The sequence below is a fragment of the Nocardioides sp. CPCC 206348 genome (genome assembly GCF_048654705.1).
GTDB lineage: Bacteria > Actinomycetota > Actinomycetes > Propionibacteriales > Nocardioidaceae > Nocardioides.
Genome location: NZ_JBMCZA010000196.1, coordinates 46260 through 50544 on the forward strand (window position 1 = coordinate 46260; position 4285 = coordinate 50544).

The 4285-nt window shown below is 71.0% G+C and carries 3 protein-coding genes; all 3 read left to right on the forward strand.

What is annotated here, in order from left to right; genetic code table 11:
* Positions 1-244, forward strand: a 244-nt coding sequence (locus ACOADB_RS18315) for a hypothetical protein (protein WP_378601602.1), incomplete at its 5' end; no start/stop codon positions are given.
* 146 nt (positions 245-390) lie between these two features.
* Positions 391-3402 (forward strand): S8 family serine peptidase, encoded by a 3012-nt coding sequence (locus tag ACOADB_RS18320; RefSeq protein WP_378601605.1) that lies wholly within the window; start codon positions 391-393, stop codon positions 3400-3402.
* A 137-nt stretch (positions 3403-3539) separates the two neighbouring features.
* Positions 3540-4285: aldehyde dehydrogenase family protein (locus ACOADB_RS18325; RefSeq protein WP_378601608.1), on the forward strand; the 746-nt coding region annotated here is incomplete at its 3' end.

Sequence of the window (4285 nt, forward strand, 5' to 3'; positions counted from 1 at the left end):
CCGTTCGGCGCGCGCGACGCCGGCTCCGCCGCTGACGATGGTCGGCTACTCGCTCCGGCTCGCCCTGACCACCACGTTCACGGGACTCTTCTTCGCCACGCTCGCTGCCATCGAGCGGCCGCGCCCGATGCTCGCGGTCGCCGCCGTCCTGCTGGTCGTCTCCACCGTCCGGATCGTGCGCGCCGCCCGCCGCTGGTCGGATCCGGAGCACCGGGCCGCGGTCGTGGCGGTCGTCGCTGCCTGATCGCAGCGACGGCGGAATTCGAATCGTCCGGCCGCAGGCCCTTGACGCGGCGGATCTTCGCCGCTTGGGTGACGGAGGCGGAACGATCTCCGCCTCACGACAGGACCCCCACCCTGTCGCATCCCTCTCGGACCCGGAGGACCCCCATGCACGTCCTGCGCACGCGCGACCGCGCACGCCGCCTTCCCCCGCTCCTCGTGCTCGCCCTCGCGGCGACGCTCGGACTCACCGTCGCCCTCGGCGCACCGGCGCTGGCCGATCCCAGCGACCCGGGCCCCGGTGCCGCTGACGGCGAGGGCCAGTCAGCAGCCAGGGCCGACCTGACCCGCTACAAGGCCGGGCGCTACGTCGTGATGCTCGCGGCTCCACCCGCGTCCACGGCCAACCCGACCCGCGCCGCCGCGGGCGAACAGTTCGATGCGAAGGGCGCCGGCGTGGCGTCGTACACGAAGAAGCTGAGGGCCACCCACGACAAGCTGGGCACGGACCTCGGCTTCGACGTCAAGGTGCACTACACGATCTCGGCCAACGGCTTCGTCGCCGACTTGACGGCCAAGCAGGCGACCGAGCTCGCCACGGACCGTCGGGTGCTGACGGTCCAGAAGGACTCGATCGTCTACGCCGACACGTGGAACACCCCCGACTTCCTCGGCCTCTCCGGCAAGAAAGGCGTCTGGAAGCAGACCGGCGGCCAGGACAAGGCAGGCGAAGGCGTCGTCGTCGGCGTGATCGACAGCGGCATCTGGCCCGAGTCGAAGTCGTTCAAGGGCAGCCCCCTGACCGCCGACCCGCAGGGCAGGTGGGGCACGAAGATCACCGGTTCGATCACGTCGATGAAGAAGTCCGACGGCAACCTGTTCCGCGGTGAGTGCGAGACCGGCGAGGAGTTCACCCTCGCCAACTGCAACACCAAGCTGATCTCGGCCCGCTCCTTCGTCGAGGGGTACGGCGAGAGCCGCACCATCGAGGAGGACTACATCTCGGCGCGCGACGGCAACGGCCACGGCTCGCACACGGCGTCGACCTCCGCGGGCAACCCGGTCAAGGACGTCTCCACCGAGGGCGTGGACTTCGGCAGCATCAGCGGTGTCGCCCCGGCGGCCAAGATCGCCGTCTACAAGGCCCTGTGGGCCACCCCCGACGGTCGCGCGTCCGGTACGACGTCCGACCTCGTCGCCGCGATCGAGCAGGCCGTGACCGACGGTGTCGACGTCCTCAACTACTCGATCTCCGGTCCGACCGACACCGTCCTGGAAGCCGCCGAGATCGCCTTCGAAGGCGCGGCCGAGGCAGGCGTCTTCGTGGCTGCCTCTGCCGGCAACGAGGGCCCGGGTGCCTCGACCGTCGCGCACAACAGCCCGTGGGTGACCACGGTGGCGGCGAGCACGCACACCAGCTTCGAGAACACCGTCGTCCTGGGCGACGGCCAGGAGCTCGTCGGTGCCTCGATCAGCCGGACCGCGCTGCCGGCCACCAAGCTGGTCGACGCCGCCGAGGTCGGCAACGGCTCGGCGCCCGACACGGCGCTGTGCCCGCCGAACAGCCTGGACCCGGCCAAGGTCGCCGGCACCATCGTGGTCTGCCAGCGCGGCGTCTACGACCGGGTCGTGAAGAGCGAGGAGGTGAAGCGTGCGGGTGGCGTGGGCGTCGTCCTCGCCAACATCACCGAGGGCAGCCTGGACGCCGACTTCCACGCCGTGCCGACGATCCACGTCTCGCACGTCGACGCTCCGAAGGTCTACGACTACCTCGAGTCCGCCGGTGCCAGCGCGACCGCGCGGTTCGAGCTCGGCAACCTGACCGGCACCGTGACGCCCGTGCCGCAGATCGCCGGCTTCTCCTCGCGTGGCCCGGCCGCGTCCGACGACAGCGACCTGCTGAAGCCGGACATCTCCGCGCCCGGAGTCAGCGTGCTGGCCGCCGTCGCGCCGCCGTCCAACCACGGCCGCGACTACGACCTCTACTCCGGTACGTCGATGTCGGCTCCGCACATCGCCGGGCTCGCTGCGCTCATCCAGGGCGAGCACCCGAAGTGGTCGCCGATGCAGATCAAGTCGGCCATGATGACGACCGCGACCGACCTGAAGACCGCGTCGGGTGGCAGGTCGAACGACCTGTTCGCGCAGGGCGCCGGCCACGTCAACGCCAAGGCCTTCCTCGACCCGGGCCTGTTCGTCCTGTCGGACTGGGAGCAGTGGTACGGCTACATCACCGGCCTGGGCCTCGACACCGGCGTGCCGGCGATCGAGCCGAACGCCGTCAACCTGCCCTCGCTCGCCGAGGGCCACGTGATGACCGAGGTCACCCTGAAGCGGACCTTCACGGCCGCCCGCAAGGGCACCTGGAAGGTGAAGGTCGAGGTGCCCGGCTTCAAGAGCACCGCCAGCCGCTCCTCGGTGAGTGCGAAGAAGGCCGGCCAGGAGACCACGGTCGGGTTCAGGTTCGAACGCACCACGGCGCCGCTCAGCCAGTGGGCCTTCGGCCACGTGACGCTGACCGGACCGACCACCGTCCGCCTGCCCGTGGCCCTGCGCCCGGTGTCGGTGAAGGCGCCGACGTCGATCGCCGGCACCGGCACCGACGGCTCCACGAACGTGCCGATCACCGGCGGGTTCACCGGTGACCTGCAGGTGTCGACGGCCGGCCTCGTGAAGGGCCAGGTCGCCGAGGGCGCCCTGGCCGTCGGGGACTACGCCCTGGAGTGCGTCACGATCGGTGACGGCAACGACCTGGCCCAGTTCGACCTCGTCGCTCCCGACCAGACCAGCGACCTCGACATGTTCGTGTACGCCGCCGCGTCCTGCGACCCGGGCACGATCTTCGCGGTCGCCGGCGAGGCAGCCACGCCGTCCCCGGGCGAGACGTTCTCGCTCGAGGGCGCACCGGCCGGCACCTACATCGTCGAGGTCGATGCGTTCGCCGCCGGCGACCAGGGTGCTCCGGTGTCCTACTCGTTGCGGGTCTACGATCTCGGCGGCAGTCCGTCGGTCGGCAACCTGGCTGTCGACCCCAACCCGGTGCCGGTCACGACCGGGGGCGACACGTCCTTCGACGTGTCGTGGACCGGCCTCGACCCGGGCGCCCACTACTTCGGGTTGCTCGGGTACGACGGCGCACCGAACTCGACGTTCGTGTACGTCGACACGGCCACTCCGTAGCGGTCTCGCTCGGCCGGAGGTCGAGGAGGGCCGTCTGACGGCCCGTCTCGAGACCAACCTCCTCGACCAACGATGAGGAAGGGTCGGTCCCGCACGGGGCCGACCCTTCGTCGTACGGAGGTGACATCCTGTTGTGCATGGGCTTCGAAGCACGCGATCACGCCGATCACGCCGAGGTTGACGACGTCGCCGACGTGGTCCGTGTCGCCCACGCGGCGGGTGACCACTGGGCGTCCACCTCCGTGGCCGAGCGGGTCCGGCTGCTCCGTGCCTGGCGTGGCCGCCTGTGGCGCGCCTCGGACGACCTCGCCGGATCGCTCCATCATGAGAGTGGGTTGTCGATCGACGAAGCGATGCTCGAGGTGCTCCAGAGCATCGAGCACCTGAAGTGGGTCGAGGCGAATGCTGCCCGCGTGCTCAGCGCGACGGCACAGGGCGCCGGACTGCTGAACCCGGAGCTGGCCACCCGGACCAGCTACGCGGCCGAGGGTGTCGTCGCGGTGATCGCGTCGCCGTACGCTCCGCTCTACGGCCCGTCGAGCGCGGTGGTCAACGCCCTCGCCTCGGGCAATGCGGTCGTCCTCAAGCCGGCGTTCGGCCACGAGTCGGCGCTGCTCGCCTATGCCGATCTCCTCCGCGCCGACGTCCCCCTGCTCCAGGTGCTGACCGGCGACGACGCCACGACGTCGGCGCTCGCGGCGGCTCCCGTGGACCGGGTCTGTGTCTTCGGCACCGCGGCGGCCGCCGCACGGATCAGCGCCGTGAGTGCGCGCTCGCTGGTGCCGGTCACGGTCGTGCCGGTGGGACCCGCGGTCACGGTGGTCGCACCCGACGCCGACCTGCGGGCTGCCGCAGCCAGCGTCGCGCGCGCCGTCGGACGGGC

Coding starts and splice junctions, on each gene's coding strand:
- ACOADB_RS18320 (WP_378601605.1), top strand. CDS start 391: ATGCACGTCCTGCGCACGCGCGACCGCGCACGCCGCCTTCCCCCGCTC.